At 55.1% G+C, this 20,513-nt stretch carries 9 protein-coding genes; 3 read left to right on the top strand and 6 right to left on the bottom strand.

What is annotated here, in order from left to right:
- The first annotated feature begins 50 nt into the window (after nt 1–50).
- Nucleotides 51–950, top strand: a complete 900-nt coding sequence (locus H144_RS0126770; RefSeq protein WP_019945197.1) for an SDR family oxidoreductase — start codon at nt 51–53, stop codon at nt 948–950.
- A 201-nt stretch (nt 951–1,151) separates the two neighbouring features.
- Nucleotides 1,152–3,422 (top strand): catalase/peroxidase HPI, encoded by a 2,271-nt coding sequence (katG, locus tag H144_RS0126765; RefSeq protein WP_019945196.1) that lies wholly within the window; start codon nt 1,152–1,154, stop codon nt 3,420–3,422.
- 79 nt (nt 3,423–3,501) lie between these two features.
- Here the strand turns inward: katG and H144_RS0126760 are convergent, their stop codons facing one another.
- The 6 genes from H144_RS0126760 to H144_RS0126735 form a co-directional block, all read right to left on the bottom strand.
- The gene (locus tag H144_RS0126760; RefSeq protein WP_019945195.1) at nt 3,502–4,821 is read right to left on the bottom strand and encodes a serine hydrolase domain-containing protein; all 1,320 of its coding nucleotides are present in this window, start codon (nt 4,819–4,821) and stop codon (nt 3,502–3,504) included.
- 68 nt (nt 4,822–4,889) lie between these two features.
- A complete protein-coding gene (locus tag H144_RS0126755; protein ID WP_019945194.1) occupies nt 4,890–10,199 on the bottom strand; it encodes a S8 family serine peptidase in 5,310 nt (1,769 codons plus the stop codon).
- A gap of 296 nt (nt 10,200–10,495) precedes the next feature.
- The gene (locus H144_RS0126750) at nt 10,496–11,392 is read right to left on the bottom strand and encodes a histone deacetylase family protein (protein WP_019945193.1); all 897 of its coding nucleotides are present in this window, start codon (nt 11,390–11,392) and stop codon (nt 10,496–10,498) included.
- Between the two features lie 227 nt (nt 11,393–11,619).
- Nucleotides 11,620–13,332, bottom strand: a complete 1,713-nt coding sequence (locus H144_RS0126745; RefSeq protein WP_019945192.1) for a SusD/RagB family nutrient-binding outer membrane lipoprotein — start codon at nt 13,330–13,332, stop codon at nt 11,620–11,622.
- Nucleotides 13,333–13,358: 26 nt separating this feature from the next.
- Nucleotides 13,359–16,691 carry a SusC/RagA family TonB-linked outer membrane protein gene (locus H144_RS0126740; protein WP_019945191.1) on the bottom strand — a complete coding sequence of 1,111 codons (3,333 nt, stop codon included), beginning with the start codon at nt 16,689–16,691 and terminating at the stop codon, nt 13,359–13,361.
- A gap of 49 nt (nt 16,692–16,740) precedes the next feature.
- Nucleotides 16,741–16,932, bottom strand: coding sequence for a hypothetical protein (locus H144_RS0126735; protein ID WP_019945190.1), 192 nt, complete (start codon nt 16,930–16,932; stop codon nt 16,741–16,743).
- 398 nt (nt 16,933–17,330) lie between these two features.
- Between H144_RS0126735 and H144_RS0126730 the strand changes: the two genes are divergently transcribed.
- Nucleotides 17,331–20,510, top strand: a complete 3,180-nt coding sequence (locus H144_RS0126730; protein ID WP_026351022.1) for a SusC/RagA family TonB-linked outer membrane protein — start codon at nt 17,331–17,333, stop codon at nt 20,508–20,510.
- Nucleotides 20,511–20,513 lie beyond the last annotated feature (3 nt).

Here is a 20,513-nt window from a genome sequence, read left to right as displayed (position 1 = left end):
GTTTAGCCCTGCTGAGGATCTCAATTTTGCATAAACAAAATTGAAACCATATGCATGTATTTGTGACTGGGGCCTCGGGATTTGTAGGCTCCGCCATCGTTGAAGAGTTAGTAAAAAATGGCCACCAGGTGACCGGCCTCGTCCGTACGGAAAGTGGTGCCGACAAAGTCGCTGCCGCTGGCGCTGCCCCGCACCTGGGCGATGTGAACGACCTGGACATGCTTCGCGAACGCGCTGGCGCGGCCGACGCCGTCATCCACACGGCATTTAACCACGATTTCTCCAATTTCAAAGCAAGCTGCGAGGCAGACCGCAAGGTGGTCGAAGCAATGGGCGACGCCGTTGCCGGCACCGGCAAGCCGCTCGTCATCACCACCGGGCTAGGCCTGCTGCGTTACGACCGCACCGTAACGGAGGACGACGCGCTGAATGTCAGTTCCGATACGATCCCCAGATCGGCCACCGACGAAGCCGCCAAAGCCGCTGCCGACCGCGGTGCCGACGTGTATATTGTGCGCCTGCCGCCGAGCGTGCACGGTGCGGGCGACCACGGTTTCATACCGATCGTAATCAATATGGCACGCGAAAATGGCGAATCGGCCTACATTACGGAAGGGCAAAACCGCTGGCCGGCCGTACATCGGCTGGACGCGGCCATACTATACCGGCTGATCATCGAACAGCGCCCATCGCTCAAAACGCTACACGCCGTGGCCGAGGAAGGCATTCCGTTCCGGAATATCGCCGAAGTAATCGGGAATGGCCTGCACCTGCCGGTGGTAAGTAAGTCAGGTGACAATGTGAAGGCCCATTTCGGCTGGTTCGAGCACTTTGCCGCCATGGATTGCGCGGCTTCGAGCGAAAAAACACGCCAGATATTGGGCTGGGACACCACCGCACCGGGCCTGTTGTCCGACATCGCCCATGCCGGCTATCTGATCGTTTCCTGATGTGAATCACCATCGCAGCTGTTGATCCGAAAAACCATCCGCAAATGCCTGACCGCAACGGGTTGAGAATCCGTCGAAATAGATTTTCACTATCGAATCATAGAATTAATCGATTTTGACGATAGATTTCAGTATTTTACCTTTATCCCGCTGCACAAATACCAGTTGCATGCATATGGTTTAACTCATGAACTTATCGTAATGGAAAACGGATCAAACGACATCAGCAAATGTCCCTTTCACAACGGGACGTTGAATCACAATGTAGGCGGCGGCGGTACCAGGAACCGCGATTGGTGGCCAAACCAATTGAAACTGAATATCCTGCGCCAACATTCGGCTCTGACTAACCCGCTGGGCGAAGATTTCGATTACGCAGAAGCTTTCAAAAGCCTTGACCTGGAAGCGGTTAAAGCCGACCTGCATGCGCTCATGACCGACTCACAGGATTGGTGGCCGGCCGATTTCGGACATTACGGTCCGTTGTTTATCCGCATGGCCTGGCACAGCGCGGGTACCTACCGCGTATTCGACGGTCGCGGCGGCGGCGGCTCCGGGCAGCAGCGTTTCGCGCCATTGAACAGCTGGCCCGACAATGTGAGCCTCGACAAGGCGCGCAGGCTGCTGTGGCCTATCAAGCAGAAATACGGGAATAAGATCTCCTGGGCCGATTTGCTGATTCTGACCGGAAATATCGCATTGGAATCGATGGGCTTCAAAACATTCGGGTTCGCCGGCGGGCGTGCCGATGTGTGGGAAGCCGACGAGGATGTGTACTGGGGTTCTGAAAATACCTGGCTCGGGAACGACCGCCGCTATGCGCACGGACAGCCCGGCGTAGCCGACGAAGGCGTGCTCGTTTCCGACGAGGATGCAGGCGGCAGTACGCACTCCCGCAACCTCGAAGAACCGCTCGCAGCGGCGCATATGGGCCTTATTTATGTAAACCCCGAAGGTCCCGACGGCAACCCCGACCCTGTTGCGGCGGCTAAGGATATCCGCGATACGTTCGGCCGGATGGCGATGAACGACGAGGAAACCGTGGCGCTCATCGCAGGCGGGCACAGCTTTGGCAAAACCCACGGCGCAGCCCCTTCCGACCATGTAGGTGCGGAACCCGAAGGTGCCGACCTTGAAAATCAGGGCTTGGGTTGGAGCAACAGTTTCGGCTCCGGAAAAGGTGCCGATACCATTACCAGTGGCATGGAAGTGACCTGGACAACGACGCCCACCAAATGGAGCAACAACTTTTTCGAAAACCTGTTTGCATTTGAATGGGAGCTCACCAAGAGCCCCGGCGGCGCGCACCAATGGGTAGCCAAGGATGCCGGCGACATTATCCCCGACGCCTACGATCCGTCAAAAAAGCACCGGCCGACGATGCTCACCACCGACCTCGCCCTGCGTCTGGACCCTGCATATGAGAAGATTTCACGGCATTTCCTCGAAAACCCGGACGCATTCGCAGACGCATTCGCCCGCGCGTGGTTCAAACTTACGCACCGCGACATGGGCCCTCGCGCACGTTACCTGGGCGCGGACGTGCCGCAGGAGGTGCTGATCTGGCAGGACCCGGTTCCGGCAGTAGATCACGAGCTGGTGAATGACACGGATATCGCCGGTTTGAAGGCCAATATCCTGGCGTCGGGCCTGAGCGTTTCCGAGCTCGTAGGGACAGCCTGGGCGTCGGCATCGACATTCCGCGGCTCCGACAAGCGCGGTGGTGCCAACGGCGCCCGCATCCGCCTTGCACCGCAGAAAGACTGGAAGGTGAATAACCCCGCGCAACTGCAAAAAGTACTCCGCACGCTGGAAAGCATCCGCGAGGAATTCAATAGCACGCAGGCCGGCAAGAAAATTTCGATCGCCGACCTCATTGTGCTCGCCGGCAATGCGGGTATCGAAAAAGCCGCACAGGACGCAGGACAATCCGTTACCGTGCCGTTCACGCCGGGCCGCACGGACGCTTCGCAGGAGCAAACCGACGTAGAATCGGTAGGTTACCTGGAACCGCTCGCGGATGGTTTCCGCAGCTACCGCGGCACGAAGTTCCGGGTGTCGACGGAAGAATTGCTCGTAGACAAAGCGCAGCTCCTGACCCTTAGCGCACCGGAAATGACGGTTTTGCTCGGTGGTTTGCGCGTGCTGAATATCAATTATGATGGCTCTACCAACGGCGTGTTCACGCAGCGGCCAGGAGTTCTTACCAACGATTTCTTCGTGAACCTGCTGGACATGAACACATCCTGGAAGGCTATCAGCCAGGATCGCGAAACCTACCTCGGCAGCGACCGCACCACCGGCCAACCTAAATGGACCGCTACCCGCGCCGACCTCGTATTCGGGTCGCATGCGGAACTGCGGGCGATCGCGGAGGTGTACGGCAGCTCCGGTTCGCAGGCGAAGTTTGTGAAGGATTTCGTAGCCGCCTGGACCAAAATCACCAACCTCGACCGGTTCGACCTGGTGTAATTTCAGGGGAATAGCTCAATAATGAGAAGGTCGGCCAGGAAATATCCCTGGCCGACCTTTCTATTAATATGTATTTCAATTATCGGGAAAACTGATAGACGGTCCCGGCCTGCGTGAGCGTCAATGCATTCTCTCCCGGTTTGAATTCCATCACTACCCCTGCCGCATCGAAGCGGAAAACGTCTTTTTTCACGGGTGTCAGGCGGAATGACGGCTGGCCGGTCGCCTGGCCGATCAGCTGGTCGTCCTTGCGGGTAATGGTCATTTTCAGCGGTATTTGCTTGCTGGAATATTCTCCCAGGTATTGCTCCAATTCCTCTGGCCGTACCACCACCTCGTTGAAATCCGGGATTTTGACAGGCACTTTGAAGTAGGAGCTCAACAAAGCGATCAGGATGTCGTTCAATGCATATTCCACGCCGTTGGAAAACACTGCCGCCGCGAGCGTATCGCCCGGATAGTAGGCGACAACAGTTTGAAACCCATCGAGACCGCCCGAGTGGCCATAACCTTTCTTTTGGTAAAAAGGCATATTCACGAGCCCGATGCCGAAAATATCCACCATTTTGGTCATCTGCGTGAGGCTTTCCTTCGACACCAGTTTCCCTTCAAAAAGTGCCTGTATGAATGCGGTAACATCAGCAGGGGTGGACACGATGGCGCCCGCAGCGCCAGGTTGGCTCAAATGCGTCTCCTCTCGCTTTTCCCACTTTTTGGAAAACATGTAAGAATAAGCGTCGCCGCGTTTCGGATCGATGGCGCCGCCGAACTGCGTGTTTTTCAAACCAATGCGCGAGATAATGCGCTCCTGCAAGTTCTTCTCGTAGGATTTTTTAGTGACGTCCTCGATGATGTAGCCCAGCAGCACATAGTTGGTATTGCTGTAAGTCGCCTGGGCGTCAGGTGCAAAATCGGATTTTTGTTTGGCAAAATTGGCCAGCATTTCAGCCCTCGTTATGGGCCTGGTCATCGTTTTCCAGTAACTTTCATCGTCGGTGAAGTTGTGAATGCCGCTACGATGGCGGAGCATCATTTCGAGCGTGATCAGCTTCGCATCAGGGATAGCAGGGAAGTATTTGTCCAAATGCGTGTCCAGTTTCAGCTTACCTTCTTCCACCAGCTGCATCACCATCGTCGCGGTGAAGGTTTTGGTGATGGAGCCAATGCGGTAGCGGGTCGCCGGCGTCGCTTTCGCCTGTTGGGCGCTATCGATCACCGCGTAACCAATGGCTCGTTCGTACAGCTTCTTGCCGTTGTGTACGAGCAGCACGCTGGCCATGGATTTGTTGTGCAATGCCAGGGTATCGAGCAACCGGTCGAGATCGGCGGTGTTGACCTGCTGGGCAGATGCGGAAATGCCGATGACGGCGGCGAGGATAAGCGTCAGGATTTGTTTCATGGAAGGTAGTAGTCTTTTTTGCAAATAAACCACACAAAAACAAATCTCAGGTAACCGATCGTCACATTTTAGTGCACAATAATGATTTTATGGTTGCTCCGCGAACCGTCGGCATACTGGATGCTTACCCAATGCACGCCGGACGTAAGCCGCGAAACATCCATCGACTGCGTGCCTTCGCCACCGCTCATGACCTCCTGCCCCGATAGTGAATGCAGCCGTACCCTCGTCAAACGGCGTCCCGCGGTGCGGATATTCAGCCGGTCGGTAACCGGGTTCGGAAAAAGCGTTACGGATGCTTCGGTACCAAAATCGGCGGAAACGATCTGGCTATACGCGAATGTGTCGTCCATATCCACCATTTTCAAACGGTAATAATTGATACCGCCCGACGGCGACGGGTCGATCGCCTGATAGCGGTGGCCGCCCTCTCCTACCGCCGGTACCTGCCCGGGCAATGCAGTCCAGGTGCGGGCGTCGGAGCTGCGCTGGATTTCGAAATGCCTCACATTCTCTTCCTCGGCCGTAGCCCAATCCAGCCGGGCCGTATGCTCGACCGGCGTCACCGAAATGCTGGCCAGTTTCACAGGCAGCGGCGTTCCCGGACCGACAAACTCTTTCGCAAACCAGAATTCGGAGAAGCTTTTTACAGAAAATTCCAGGTAATACCCCTGCGCATACGGCACCTTTTTCACTTCCGACTTTGTCAAAAAACTCCATGCGACACTTCCGTTGTTGGCAATATTACCATCCTCGTTTTCACCGGAATATTTGGTGATCGTAAGGTCGTAAGCAGAGCCGGGTCTCGCGATCCCTGCCTTCTCGGGCGCATTGATCAGCCGCTCCGTTTCTTCGTCGGTAATGTAAAGCCGCACGCCCACCGGCTGCGCGTATCTGGCGTCGGCCGTGGTGATCGTGAAGTTCCTTCCAAGGTAGTACTGGCGGCTTTGAATGCGCATCGGGCCGTTGTCGAGGTAAGTCTTGACCGACACCTGCCCCATCGACTGTCCATGCGGATTAATGGCCACCAGCATCGAATTGTACAATTTATAAGGTATCCATTGGTCGCCGAACAAGTCCGCTGTCATAGTGGTGTTGTCCTGCGTGTTGCTGGCATACACCATTGCCTGGGAGTCGTAAATATGGATATCGTCGATAGCGATACCCGACCTTCCCGACGCAGATTTGGATTTCAGTACAAAACGGAAGCGCACATAACCGGACGGGAAATAATTCGGGACCGGCACGGTAGCCACGTGCCAGCGCGTGTAATCCTGCACATTCCAGGCATCGGCATTTTCCTGGCGTGCGTTATACCAGTTGGTACCGCTGTTCATGCCGCCGAGGCGCATCCAGGTGTTGCCACTCACATTGTATTCCACATAGGCAATGTCACAATTGCCGCCCGCGCAGGCCGCCAGGTCGATAGACACGCTGAAACTTAGTGCGGGCTGGGCCATGCCGCTCATCGCGAAGCAGGGTGAATAAAGATAAGAGGTCGATTCGCTTCCCGCGGCAGGACTCGCTATCCAGGCATTGCTTCCGCTCGCCGCCTCGGTCACCCGGCCCGAGGCCGGCTTCCCAAAACGCCACAGTGCAGCCGCGTCGCCCACGTACCAGCCGCCCTGCCCGTTTTCGAAATCTTGGAGGTAAGGATAGGCGGTGATGACCTGCGCCGCTTTCGCCGTGGTCGTCGCAAAATCGTTGCCGGTGTTGGTATCGAATGCCCTTTTGAGCAAAATCTTTACTTCCCGGTCGCTATTGAGAAAATACGTGGAAGAAAAACTGAAATTAATCACCGTGTCGCGGCCGGCGCGCACGACGGGAACCTGGCCGATATCGATCAGCCGCCCGTTGATCTGCGCCTCGAATGGCATTTTGAAATAGTCGTCCGAACTGTTGTTTTTGACCTGGATGCTGTATTCCTGATAGCCATTCACATCGCAGGAAGGCGTCGAGGAAGCGGTTACCCTCGCAATTTCGAGGTCGCCCGCTGCTTTGTACAAACGAATATCGTCGATCGTCGCGCCGTCCGTTTGCGTGCGGTATCGGAAACTCTGCTCCCATTTGACCTGGAAGCTGGTGGAAAAATCCTGCCCGCTGCGTTTCAGGACATCGCTCACTTCCACGGCGGCGAGCGCGTAGTTGTTGTCTTTGGCAAAATAAGGAATGGACGCGCTTTCCAATGCGGGGAGCCACGGATCGGTGTCTTTCCCGCGTACATACACGCGCAGCGGCCAGGCGGATGTGGGCGCAGCGTACATGCGGTACCGGAATGCCAGCCGCACTTCGTCGCGGTCGGCATGGTAGCTGGCCAGGTTGTAGGTCGCTTCCAATGTCGTCGGGTACGAAGAATTGGCCGCATTGTTGGCGTCGATCGTGAAACTTTTGCTTCCCGAATAGGCCAGTACCGGGTCCGTCGTTGTTCTCACCCGGCCCAGATCGCGCTCCTGCGAGAAATCGTACCGATCGGAACCGCCGATGCCCATCGTGTTGGCAGAAACTTCCTCTGCGTTCAGGGTTTCGAGGTTATCGGTAAATGGCAGGGTTACCGGCGCATTGGCAAGCTGGCGGATCGAAATGCTTTTCTGGTTGTTCGCGGCCACCTGGTCGCCTTCCAGTTTCACAGACACGGCAAGTGAGTAAGCACCAGCAGCTTGCAGATTGATGGTTTGATTAAATGCATAGTCCAATGACCCAAAGGCTGGAATGTCGGTATCGACGGTTTCCCAATGGGTCGCGCCATTACCCAGCGCATACCCCACCTGAAACGATTGGGTAACAGGCTGGTCGTCCAGATTTTTCAAAGCCACCTTTACGACCTGTGCTTCCGGCAGGCTCCCGGAAGTGAGCAACCGCCCCGATTTTGAAGGGGAAATAATGGTTTCCACCGCCAGGTCCCCATCCGAGATAATACCCTGGCAATTGCCCGAATCAGGTTTGCGGCTGATCGCTACTGCTCTTCTCCCGGGAACACCGTTGATGCGGGCCCGCACGGAAATATAATAGGTCGAGTCGCGCGAGAGACCGCTGAGCACGTACTTCGTATCGGTAGTAGTGCCCACGGAACGCATTTCGTTGCCTTTCATCCGCATTACCTCATAATCGGTAGCGCCGCTCACGGCCGTCCATTGCACGGCGGCGTAGCTCTCGCATTGGTTGGCCGACAACGAAATAACCGGCACATTCATGATCGTAAATGCCGCACTTTCCTTCACCACGCCGGTGCCGTTCCGGATAATGCGGACCTTGGCCGTGGTGGTGGACGCATCGGGGATGGTCCAGCTCAATTGATTGGTAAACTCCGGTACCGACGGGCTCAGCGTCGTCCAGTTCGCGCCGTCGTTCAGGCTGTAAGCGACAGCGTAAGTGCTGTTCGGGCTGCCATAGTTATCCCAGCTGATGTCGATCACATCGTTTTTGGTAAAGCGCTCCCCACCGACCGGGTTTGTCAGAACAGAGGAATTTTCAATCACATCATACACGACAAAATACTCCTGCGGCCCGCTGGGCACTTTTTTACCTACTACATTAATCACATAATTACCCGCCGCCGGGGCGTCCAGCACGATCTGTTCCACATTGTTCAGCGAATCGATCCCCGGCGCTGCCAAATCCTGCGGAGCGGCAGGTCTTGGAAAAACGGGCAGAACTTCGGTATTGACGCCGCGTATTACTTTCAGGTCGAGGTCGTTGACCAGGCTCTTCGGACCGCTGATCGTCGCCGGGGCGGGATCGTTCCAGTAGAGCATGACCTTCACCTGCGCCGTGTTCGCCGGTACCGTTATCTCAAAGCCGTCCTTCGCCTGGTTGGCGATGCGTCCATTGAAATACCGTCCTTTTTCCAGCATATCCACGGACCTAAGCAGATTCATCACCCCGAACCCATAGGTAAAATCCGGCCCTGCTAGCCCCCGGTCGTAGGCGCCGTTGAGCAGCACGGCTTTCATCAGCATGTTTTTGGGGTTCGAACCGCCATTGAGCTGGCGATAGCGCTGGTAGAGCAATGCGAGCCCGCCCGACACCGCCGGCGCGGCCATACTCGTGCCCGAAGCCGACGCGTAGGTGTTCGTCGGGATGGTTGAATAAATGGATGTTCCCGGTGCGATGATTTCCGGCTTAATGCGCCCGTCGAGGGTGGGCCCGCGACTGGAACTGGCGTGGATGAGTCCGTTCGTGCCCGTGCGGCCAACGGTGACGACATTTTTTGACGAAATATTTCCGCCGATCACATTGCCGTAACCCGCCGGGAAAAACCCGCACGACGCTTCCAGACCGCTGTTACCGGCCGCGAATACGTGTTGCAGATTGGGCAGCTCGTTCGCCTGCCGATCGAGCATGTAAGAATCGAAAGTATATGAACCGAAATCCGGGCAAAGGCTGCCGCCGTAGGAATTGGTCGTGATCACCATGCCGTAATCACGTGTTAATACCGTGGCTTGTTTCCAGATTTCGGAATTGGAGCGCTTGATCAGGCTGGCTTTGGGCGCGTAGCCTTTGTATTTTTCGTTGATAATACCTCCGCCTGCCGCCGTGCCCGTAACGTGGACGCCGTGCCAGTAGGTACTTTCGGGCTCGTTGCTGACAAGCCGGGTTCTGATATCGATGTGTTCCAAAAGGTTGCCGCTGTCGCCGATACCGACCACCACGCCTTCGCCCGTGAGCCCGCGCTGGCCCGGAAGCCCGGATGCAAGTACGTTCGCCCGCGTACCTGCCTCGCTTTTATCGTTGAGCAATTCCTCCACCGGCGGCACCGCTTCTATATATTGAACCCAGGATAAACCGGCCAGTGATTCCAATGCACCGGTGCCGGCCCGCACTTCCAATACCTGGTAAGCCGCCAATCCGTCGGATATGAGCCGCACGCCCATTGCACTCAGGTCATTTTTAATGCCATCGATCGAAACGCCCTGGATAAAATTTACCCGTACATCCACCGTACCCGCCTCTTTCACTGCGTGTGGCGGAATATTTGCTCCCAGCAATGCGGGCTCTATTTTGTACCGCGGCTCGATGTCGATTACAGCCCGGACACTGGCAGTTTTCAGAAGGCCCGCGTCCCAGCCGGGTGTCACGCTCGCTGTATAGGCAAAATCGGGAACGTATTCGAGGAGCCGAATGCCGCCACCGGCCAGCATTTGCACAGTTTCCTGTTTTGGAATATCATAAAACTGAATAATAACCAACCGCGGCGCTGTGTCCTGTACCACCCGTGATTGCCGTGCTTGCAATGCGATATTTTCGAGATTGGGCGCCGGCGAAATAGTGCCACTTCTCAGGTAAAGTTTATAAGGCTGGCTGCGCTGGGACATGGCGGGGCCGGCGTGAAGTAATACCAGCAGCAATGTAAGCCAACCGAAGCGTTCGGGCAAATTCATACAGAAAGAGGAGGTGTAAATCGACCGCTAAAATAGTCGTTTTCAACTATACAAACAGCGTATTTTACCCCAATTTATGCGGTTTTGGCCTCATTTTCAGGCTATTTTCGCGCAATATAAAACTAGCTTTTACAGCCTCTTCAAACTTGTTTTATGTATTGTAGTAACCACTAATAACATGCTACACGCACACCAATATACGTACTACAAAATCCTGTGTCGTTTACATTCGCAAAAAGTATATGATTTTGTACAAAACGAATACAAACAGCCGTAGATGGATGTCATCTCCGCCGTCACAACTGCCTGGCGACCCGGTAGGTGTTGGAATGCGCCTCGATAATAGTCTTGATCTGGGGCGAGTAACCGCCGCCCATGCTGCATTGCACGGGAATGCCGAGGCGGTGCGCCGTCGCAAGGACGATCTCATCACGCTGCCGGCAGCCGTCGATCGTGCAGGAAAGCCGGCCGAGCTTGTCGGTAGCGAGGATGTCCACGCCTGCCTGGTAGAAGATGAAGTCGGGCTTCACAAGTTCGATGAGTTTCGGGAAATGCGTATGGAGCAGGGCCAGGTAGGAACTGTCGTCGGTGCGGTCGGGCAGCTCTACGTCCAGGTCGCTTTGCATCTTGCGAAACGGGTAGTTGTTTTTGGCGTGCATCGAAAACGTAAATACGCGGGGCTCGTTCGTGAAAATATCGGCGGTACCATTGCCCTGGTGTACATCGAGATCGACGATGAGCACCTGCCGCGCCTTGCCGTGATCGACCAGGTACTGCGCCGCCACGGCCTGGTCGTTGATCATGCAAAAACCCTCGCCCGTGTCGCGCGAGGCATGGTGCGTGCCTCCGGCGATATTGAATGCCACTCCGGTATCGAATGCTTTCAGCGCACCTTCCACCGTTCCGCGGGCAATGCGTAATTCCCTTTCCACCAATCCGGGCGTTTGTTCGAAGCCGATACGGCGCATCTCGCGATAGGTGAGCTGGCCCGCCACGAAACGGTCGGCGTACGCGCGGTCGTGCGCCGCATACACTGGAGGCATACCGAGCGGTTCGGGACTGAAAAAGTCGGCTTCTTCGGCAATGCCTTCCCGAAGAAGCTGCAAAGGCAGCAGTTCGTACTTCTCCATCGGGAACCGGTGGCCTTCGGGGACGGGATATTTATAAATCGGGTGAAAAGCAATCGGAAACATGCGGCAAGAACAACGTTGAGCCGCAAATTAGCAAAAAAAGAAAGCGACCCTCCGAAAAGGGCCGCTTCCAAAAACGGGTGCTGGATTATTCATTGTCACCAGCAATTACGCTAAACTCCGCAACTTTGGCATAATTAATTCGACCATATGTGGCCAAACGCGGGAACCCTGGGGCGAACATCCCGAAACCTGGGATCAAATGCTTCGGCCCGGCGCCGCAACTCATTCTACCAGGGCTTGCCGGTGCCCTGCACGAGCCAAGGCTTCGACCATTGGCTGTTTTTCTTGCGTACGCCGGAGAAATTGGTTTCTTCCAGCTTCTCGATCGCGCTTTTCACGCTGGTACCGTTGTTGTTCAATTCGTTGTTGCTGTAAATGAAACGCAGCGGCAATGCACGCGATGTCGGTGCGAGACCTGGTACCAATGCCGGCAGGCCGGTGCGGCGGTAATCAAACCACGCTTCGGTGGCCGCTGTCCAGCCGGCGATCCATTTCTGCTCGATGATCTGCGCCAAGGTGCCTTTGTAAGCCACTGTTTTCACGTAGGCGTCATATTGGTCGGCCACGCCCCATGTTTGGAGCGACTGTTTGATACCATTGTTATAATTCGCCTCCGCACCGCCGGTAGCCCAGCCTTTCTGCGCCGCCTCGGCCAGAATAAACGCGGTTTCCGACGCCGATGCCAGGCGTGCTTTCAGCAAGCCGCCTTTCGACGCCTGATAGCCGTAGCTCAGCTGCGAAGCGTGCTGGTTCTGCACCTGCTGGCCGGTCGTCGGGTTCTCATTATAATAGGTCGGATCGATCATCCCGGCCGGGATGCCCACATACTCACCCGTGTTGAGCGGTCCGTTGAAAAGGTCGGGACGCGTTGGTTTGTACAGTGTCGGGTTGAAATGCCGGGTAAATTTGGCGCCGGTCGCGATCTGCGCACGCAGCTCCTGCTCGGTCAGCGATTTCACACCGTTCTGGATCACGCCGTCTTTACGGATAAACTCGTCCACGCCGGTTTTCAACGTCGCGTCGGATACCCAGCGGACGTGTACCGGCTGGAACCACACTTTCAGGCGCGGGTCGTTGGCGGCCACCATCGTGTTCAGCAAGGTAGCGGCCGGTCTTCTTCTCCGCCAGTTCGACTGGCTCACATCGAATGCGATCGCGGTAGGCCACGAATCGCCGGAAGCGGCGCCGATATATTCCATTACTGCATCGTCCGAAGCGTCTTTCAGGTAAATGCCCGAAGTGTACACCTGCTCGATGCCCGCCTTGGCGATATCCGGCAGTTTGGAAGATATGCGCATATAATAGCGCAGCAGCAGCGAGTTGGCAAATTTCTGCCATTTCAGCTTATCGCCATTGTAATACACATCGTAACCCGGCGCGTAACTCGATACGTCCGCCGTCGCGAACATCGCCGACGCCTGTTTCAGGTCTTCGATAATGCCTTTGTAAATCACCTCCTGGCTGTCGAATGCCGGGAGCATTTCGCCCTGATCGCCTTTCAATGCATTGGTATAAGGCGCGTCGCCCCACAAATCGGCGATGGTACCGAATATGAAGCCTTTCATCGTCAGCGCCACGGCCTGGTGGAAGGTATAACCCATTTCCACCGAGCGGCTGTACAGCAGGTTGTTATTGCGCAGGAAACCGTACCAGGCTTTCCATTCGTCGTCTTCCTCGCTCCAATTGTAATCGTTAAAACCGTCCTTCCAGGCATCTTCCTGGGTATGCTGCATCACGCCGGCAATGCGGCCGTAACCGAGCTTGAGGTACTGGTTCCCGACGCCCGTCATCACCGTCGGCAGGAGCAGGTTCGGGTTGGCGCTGTTGGGATCGACGCCGTTGGGGTTTTCGTTGATCTCCGTGAGGTTGTCTTTACAGGAAGACGCGACCAGCACGGCCAATACGAAAACGAGTTTGGGTATATGTTTAAAAATTTTCATCGCTTTCAAATTTAGCAAGGTGTTGATCAGAAATCGAAATTGAGTTTAAAGCCGAACGGAATCGTCCACGGCATTACGTTCTGCCGCTCGATACCCTGGCGAAAGCCGCCTCTGTTTGGATCAGCCCAGAATGCACGTTCCGGATCGATACCGATTTTGGCCGCATTCCAGAGCATAATGTTCCGGGTGTACACCGACAGGCTCGCATTGCGGATCGCGTTGAAAAGCACTGGTATTTTGTAGGTCAATGTGATTTCGCGCAGCTTCACAAACGACGCGTCGAACGTTACCTGCTGGTTGAAGCTCCAAGGGTACATGTTGGTGATCGGCATGTATTTCGTGCCTGGGCCGCCGAGCCATTCGTGGTAATTGCCATTTTCATCTTCCCAGACACCGGGGATAAATGCACCGTCGCCGTCCGCGCCGAAGCCGCCCGTTGCGGCCGTGTGCCCACCTACACGGGGGAAGTTGCCGTTTTTAGGGATAATGTATTTTTCAGGGTCGGATTTCAGCAATGCCACGAGCTGATCGGGCGAGTAGAGGCTGCCCGGGATCAGGTTGTCGAGCTGGCGCTGCGATTTCCAGTCGGACTCGCCGTAGCGGTAGGTGAACGACATAAATTCACCACCCTGCCGCCAGTCGAGGCTCAACCCGAGGGAGAAGCGTTTGTAAGAGAGGTTAACCTGCCCGCCGACCATGAAATCGGGGTTGTAGTTACCTACTTTCACGTTCGTTTCGCGGCCGCCGATCGTCTGCCAGTCCATATCACCGCCTTCGCCGTCATAAGCGATGATCGGCCAGCGGTAATAAGGCGAGTTCGGGTCGGTAACCGTGGCAAACCCGCGGCTGTAAATATTGCCAACCTGCTCGCCGACATAGGTATAGGCACCCGCGCCGTTTTCGCCCCATTGTTCGAAATAAGGGAAATTGGGGGCCAGTTCTTTCACCGTCACACGGTTACGGCTGAAATTCGCATTCACATCCAGCGTCCAGCCATTGAGGTTGCTGATAGGCGTACCGCCCACACCGATCTCCCAGCCACGGCTCACGAGCTTACCGGCATTGATGTTCTTGCTCGCATAGCCCGTCGAAGGCGCCATCGGCACGCTGAAAATCTGGTTGGTATTGGCGCGGTCGTAGTAGGTCAGGTCGAAGCGCAGTCGGTTGTTGAACATATTCAGATCGATCCCCCCTTCCGTAGAAGTAGCGATTTCGGGGAGCAATGTCGGGTTCAACAGCGTTTCGCCGAGGTTAGCCGTCACGAGGTTGCCCCAGTTTCCGGTCCCGAGGTTCGGGTACAGCTGGTAAGGATCGGTGTCGTTACCCACCTGCGCCCAGCCTCCGCGGAATTTCAGGAGCGAAATGGCCGACGGCATATTGAATGTCGTGCTCGCCAGCCAGCTCAGCGACGCCGAAGGGTAGAAATACGAGCGGTTCGCCTCGGGCAGGGTACTCGACCAGTCGTTACGCGCCGTCACATCGAGGTAAAGCTGGTTTTTGAAACCAAAAGAACCCAGTGCGTACAAGCTATAAATGGCTTTTTTGTAGCTGCCATTCCCTACGACGCGGTTAGCCACGGGGATATTCGAAATATTATAGAGCCCTGGCACGGAAAGATCGCGGCCGCCGAGGTTGGAGCTGTTGCCTTTCTGCTTCATGATGTTACCACCACCCGAAATGCTGATATCGAACATGCCCGCCTTGATCGCCTTCGTCACGAGGAAGTCGGCATTGCCTTCGTTGCGGCCTACGTTTTCGAGGTAATAGCCGCCTTTGGCCATGCTTTTGTAGCTCCAGGGGATCTTGGTCTCCCGGTCTTCGTCGTACATATCGTGCGAGTAGCGGATGAATGCCGTCAACCCCGGCGCGATCGTCCAGTCGAGTTTCAGGTTGCCGTACAGGCGGTCGCGTACGTAGGCGTTCGTGAGGTGTTTGGCGAGAAAATAAGGGTTATCCGTTTCGCCGGGCGCCACGGTGAGCTGTTCGATCTCTTCCAGGCCCGGCTTCCAGACGCCTTTCAGATCATTGATATCGTAGCTGGACGAATAATAAACGGCCTGCAAAGGGTTACCGTCCCGCTCCGATGTCTGCGGACGGCTATTCGAGTTGGAGCGTACGAAGTTGATATTCGTGCTCAGCTTCACATTTTTCGACATATCGAAGGTCAATGCCGAAGTGAGCGCATTGCGGTACAGGTCCGAATTCGGGATCAGGCCGCGGTTGCTCATATTGTTATACGATACGCGGTAGGTAGCGCGGTCGTTGGAGCCGGATACCATCAGGTTATTGGTAGAAGTGATGCCCGTTTGCAGGAAGTTCTTCATATTATCCTTATAAGAACGGAGCTCCGTCGCAACCGGCTGACCATTGGCGTCGAGCGGCGCATTCCATTGCACAGCTTTGTTGCCGGCGTCCAGCGGCAAACCGCCCCAGTAGGCCGAAGCCTCATCGAGCTGGAACGGGCGCTCGCCGTTGGCATATTTATAATGGAAATCGAGGTAGCGGTAAGGCTTTTCGAACACATTCGAAGTTGAGAACGATACGCCCAGGCCCTTGCCTTTCTTTCCGGATTTTGTCGTGATCAAAATTACACCGTTGCCCGCACGCGAACCGTACAATGCCGCTGCGCTCGGGCCTTTCAGCACCGACATGCTTTCAATATCGTCGGGGTTAATGTCGGAGATCGCGTTACCGTAATCGACCTTGTTACCGCTGCCTTTTTCGCTCACGTTGGCGAGGCTGTTGGCCATCGGCACACCGTCGACCACGAACAACGGCTGGTTGTTTTTCAACGAGGCCGCACCGCGGATGATGATGCTGATCGACGAGCCGATACCGCTCGTCTGGTTAATAGAAACGCCGGAAACACGTCCCGCAAGCGAAGTAAGCACGTTTTCGTTGGCTACATTGGCCACGTCGCGTCCTTCCACTTTACCCACATTATAGCCCAGTGAGCGGGTTTCGCGCTTGATACCGAGGGCCGTCACCACCGCTTCCTGCAAAGTGGCCACGTTTTCGGTGAGCGCCACATCCACGACACTTTTGCCGCCCACGGTTATTTCGGAAGTATTGAAGCCGATGTAGGAGAATACCAGCACAGCATCTTTCGTGTCCACATCGAGTGTATAAACGCCTTCCGCGTCGGTGGTGGTCCCGAGCTGCGTACCTTTCACGAGCACGTTCACGCCGGGAATCGCCGCGCCATCCACGGCGGAAGTCACTTTACCTTTGATCCTGTCGGCGACAGGACGCTGCATTTGCTTGTTTGGGGCGGCATGGGCCAGGATGCCCGGACCGGAAAGGCTCAGGGCGGCCAGCATACATCGCGCCGCCATTTTCAGGGTAGCTTTTGGTTTCATAGTACTAGTATTAGGCGAGTAGGTAATAAATACAGTTCGTTGTACCGGGTCAGTCGGTCAGCCTCCGTCGCTTATCCGATTCTTCGGCCAGCAATTGGTTGAAGTAAGCTTCCAGCGCATCCGAATAGACCTGCTGCACGGTCTCATCGTGTGTGCCTGCCAGCAATTCGGACAATTCCTCCGCCGAAAGACGGTTGCTGATCAGCTTTTCAATCAATGTTTTAGCCCTGGGAACCGACATACTGTGCGACTGGCTCGATACGTAGAGGATACTTTTCCGCCATCGGAAAGGGCTATCCTTAAAAAGATGTTTTGTATTAAATTAATGTTACCCCGGAAAGCCCCGCCTGAGCCCAGGCGGGGCTTTCTTGGTTTCGTCCAACTTAACACAATCCAATTACAGAGATAGTATTTTTTTAATCTATTAATCCGATAGATAATAAGCGTTTTAATTTATTTTTAATACATTTACAAAATATTTAATAATAGAATGTTCATATTGGCTTCATTTAGGCACATTTAGCAAAATTTTATTTTATTAAATATTGTTTTTGAAAAATCATTTTTAATCTCATCCAAGTAAAAACAATAGAAAATTTCAAGACAACAGACAACAAAATCCTCACCAAAATCCAATTCATGAAAACGAGATTTATCTACCTCATGCTGGTGACGTTACTGGCGACCGGGCTCGCCCACGCGCAGCAGCGGACCATTACCGGAACTGTTACCGACGCCAACGACGCCAGCGGGCTGCCCGGCGCTTCCGTTACGATAAAAGGTTCATCAACAGGCACGCTCACCGACGTCAACGGCGGTTTCAGCCTCGAAACAAATGAAGGCTCGCCCGTGCTGGTGGTGTCGTTCATCGGCTACATTACCCAGGAAATCACCGTGGGCAACAGCGACAAAATCACCGTTTCCCTCAAACAGGACGCGAAAATCCTGAACGAAGTGGTGGTGACGGCCCTCGGCATCTCGCGTGAGAAGCGGGCGCTCGGCTACGCCGTACAGGAAGTGAAAGGCGAAGCATTGCAAACCCGCCCTACCAATGCATTGAGCGCATTGTCCGGTAAGGTGGCAGGCTTGCAGGTCGTTTCATCCGGCGGTAACATGGGCGGCTCCTCGCGCGTGCTCCTGCGGGGGATCAACTCCATTTCCGGTAACAACCAGCCGCTGTACGTGATCGACGGTACGCCGATCGACAATGCGGACCTGAACAGCGCGGCTACCAGCGCAGGAAGCGGCGGCAAGGACGTGGGTAACATGATCCAGGACCTGAACCCCGACGATATCGAAAACATTTCCGTACTTAAAGGACCATCCGCGGCGGCATTGTACGGTACCCGCGCCGCAAACGGTGTGATCCTGATCACCACCAAAAAGGGCAAGGAAAACAGTAAAGTGAACGTCACGCTGAATACCGGCATTGAATTTGAAAATATCGTACGCCTGCCGAAACGCCAGAAATTGTACGGCGGCGGGTTTTCGAGCACTTTCCAGAAGGCCAATATCGGCGGCAACGATTACAATATCGCGGAATATGCCGTGGACGAAAGCTGGGGCCCGAAACTGGACGGCACGCCCGTGTTGCACTGGTACAACCTCGATCCCGAGAACACCGCCGAATACCTGAAACCGCAGCCCTGGATTTACCCTAAAAACGATGTGCATACGTTCTTCGAAACGGGTGTTTCGAATACCAACAGCCTCGCTGTGAGCGGTGGTAATGCGAATTCTACCTACCGCATTTCGTTTACCAACAAGAATGTGAAAGGGACGGTACCGAACTCGTCGCTGAAACGTAACTCGATCAACTTCTCCGGCTCGACGCAGGCGGGTAAATTCAAGTTTTACAACAATTTCAACTACATCAAAAACCAATCGACCGGACGGCCGTGGACGGGTGCGACCAACCGGAACATCATCCTGGAAGCATTCCAGTGGGGACAGGTGCAGGTGGACTACGAAAAGCTGAAAAACTACAAGCGCGCCGACGGCAGCCAGATCCTCTGGAACCGCTCGGGCTACCAGGATACTCCGGCGGGCGAAGCGGCGAAGTTTATCGATAACCCCTACTGGTCGGCCTACCAAAGCTACCTGGAAGAGAACCGCGACCGATTTTACGGCAACGTAGGCGTGGTTTACGATGTGAACAGCTGGCTGAAAATCAGCGGGAAAGTGAATGCGGACGTGTACCAATATCAATACCAGGACCGCATTGCGGTGTACTCGCGGACGCAGTCGCAATACCAGGAGTATATCAACAGCTTCAACGAATTCAACTACGAATTGCTCGCTTCGGCGACCAAGAGCTGGGGGGATATTTCACTGAATGTGAACGCCGGTGGTAACATCATGAGCCAGCGCCGCCGCGTGAACGACGCCGTGACGCAGGGTGGATTGATCATTCCTGAATATTACAATCTGAAAAATGCGAGCTCGGTACTCGTCAATTCGAATGCCTACCGTAAGCAGATCAACTCGGTTTTCGGAAGCTTCTCGGCAGGATGGAAGAGCCTCTTGTTCCTCGACGGAACGTTGCGGAACGACTGGTCCTCAACGTTGCCTCTGAACCGCAATTCATTCGCATACCCTTCATTGACAACGAGTCTGATCCTCAGCGAACTGAATGGCGTGAAAGATATCAACTGGCTGGATTTTGCCAAAGTACGCCTCGGCTGGGCGCAGGTGGGTAACGACACCGACCCTTACCAGCTGCAACGTGCCTACGAAGCGGCGCAGTCGTTCGACGGCCTGCCTTCTTACAAACTGCCTGCACAGCTGAACAACCAGTCGCTGAAACCGGAGATTACCAGCTCTTGGGAGGCCGGTCTGAACATCCAGGCATTGAAAAACCGCGTCGGACTCGACATCACCTATTATGATAATGTGAGCCGCAACCAGATCATCAACATTCCGGTATCGTCGGCATTCGGTTACGATTCGAAGGTGATCAATGCGGGTAAAATCAATAACAAGGGTATCGAGGTGACGCTGAGCGGTACGCCGGTGCGTTCGAATGGTTTTGAATGGAATGCAAGCCTGAACTGGTCGCGGAACCGCAACAAGGTGATCCAGCTCGCGCCGGGCGTGAACACGTTCCAGCTGGCCAACAGCCTCGTAACGCTCGTAGCGCGTGAGGGCGAGCCGTACGGCCAGATCCTCGGTAACGACTTTGTGTATACCGAAGACGGGCAGAAGGTGATCAAGGCGGATGGTACTTATGAGCGTGCACAGCAGCTGACCCCGCTGGGAAGCGTTTTGCCCAAATACCTTTTCGGTTTCCAGAACAACCTTACCTATAAGAATTTCAACCTCGGTTTCCTCGTGGACGGACGCGTGGGCGGCAAATTCTTTTCGCAAACCTACAAAGTGGCGATGTATGCAGGTGTACTGGACAAAACGGCGGCCAACAATATCCGTGAAACGGGCGTCGTACTCGACGGCGTGAAGGGCACCGTTACCTACAATGCCGACGGTACGTACCAGGTCAGCAACATCACCCCGAACGACACGCGCATTACCGCACAGGCATGGGCACGCGGCGAATACAGCGGCCCTACCCCGCAGACGATCTTCGACGCGACGTTCGTGAAACTGCGCGAAATTACATTCGGCTATAACCTCGCATTGAACAGCAAAGCCGTGAAACAGGTGTATTTCGGCGTGTACGGACGTAACCTGGCCAATCTTTACACCGCGAGCAAATACATCGATCCGGAGTTCACCAACAGCGGCGGCAACATCCAGGGCGTGGAAGGCGGCAGCATTCCCGTACCGGCCACCTACGGCCTGAATGTGAATGTGAAGTTCTAATCA

The organism is Dyadobacter beijingensis DSM 21582 (genome assembly GCF_000382205.1).
GTDB classification, from domain to species: Bacteria; Bacteroidota; Bacteroidia; order Cytophagales; family Spirosomataceae; genus Dyadobacter; species Dyadobacter beijingensis.
This window is presented reverse-complemented; position numbering and strand designations above follow the sequence as displayed.

Bases quoted from the DNA above. Each gene is read 5' to 3' on its own strand.
- H144_RS0126770 (WP_019945197.1), top strand. From the start codon at position 51: ATGCATGTATTTGTGACTGGGGCCTCGGGATTTGTAGGCTCCGCCATC.
- katG (WP_019945196.1), top strand. From the start codon at position 1,152: ATGGAAAACGGATCAAACGACATCAGCAAATGTCCCTTTCACAACGGG.
- H144_RS0126760 (WP_019945195.1), bottom strand. From the start codon at position 4,821: ATGAAACAAATCCTGACGCTTATCCTCGCCGCCGTCATCGGCATTTCC.
- H144_RS0126755 (WP_019945194.1), bottom strand. From the start codon at position 10,199: ATGAATTTGCCCGAACGCTTCGGTTGGCTTACATTGCTGCTGGTATTA.
- H144_RS0126750 (WP_019945193.1), bottom strand. From the start codon at position 11,392: ATGTTTCCGATTGCTTTTCACCCGATTTATAAATATCCCGTCCCCGAA.
- H144_RS0126745 (WP_019945192.1), bottom strand. From the start codon at position 13,332: ATGAAAATTTTTAAACATATACCCAAACTCGTTTTCGTATTGGCCGTG.
- H144_RS0126740 (WP_019945191.1), bottom strand. From the start codon at position 16,691: ATGAAACCAAAAGCTACCCTGAAAATGGCGGCGCGATGTATGCTGGCC.
- H144_RS0126735 (WP_019945190.1), bottom strand. From the start codon at position 16,932: ATGTCGGTTCCCAGGGCTAAAACATTGATTGAAAAGCTGATCAGCAAC.
- H144_RS0126730 (WP_026351022.1), top strand. From the start codon at position 17,331: ATGAAAACGAGATTTATCTACCTCATGCTGGTGACGTTACTGGCGACC.